The 324-nt window shown below is 70.7% G+C and carries 1 protein-coding gene; it reads left to right on the forward strand.

The window, feature by feature from the left end; translation table 11 throughout:
- Positions 1-218: hypothetical protein (locus tag IG84_RS38575; protein WP_037801485.1), on the forward strand; the 218-nt coding region annotated here is incomplete at its 5' end.
- Between the last annotated feature and the right edge of the window lie 106 nt (positions 219-324).

Raw genomic sequence — 324 nt, forward strand, 5'->3', positions numbered from 1 at the left:
GGGCCGAACGGCTCGGCCTGCAGACCGAGTCCCAGATCCATAGCTACACGGTCACCAGCGGCTACGAGAGCGTCTACGAGGCCTGCGAGGCCAAAGGAAAGGTCGACGGGGCCACCGTCCAGTTCCTCGGCACCCGGACCGTTGAGGGCGCCGAGCGTGAGGCGTGGATCGCCGCAAGAGACCAGGCGTCCGACTCCTCGCTGGCCGGTGGCCAGTGAGCGCCGCTGTCGAGCCCGCGCAGCACGGGAAGAGCACCCAGGGCGGCAGCCAGCTGTCCGTGGGCGAGGCCACCCGGACGCTGACGCTGCCTCACCTGCCGTACGC

The sequence above is a fragment of the Streptomyces ochraceiscleroticus genome, assembly GCF_000720485.1.
GTDB lineage: Bacteria > Actinomycetota > Actinomycetes > Streptomycetales > Streptomycetaceae > Streptomyces > Streptomyces ochraceiscleroticus.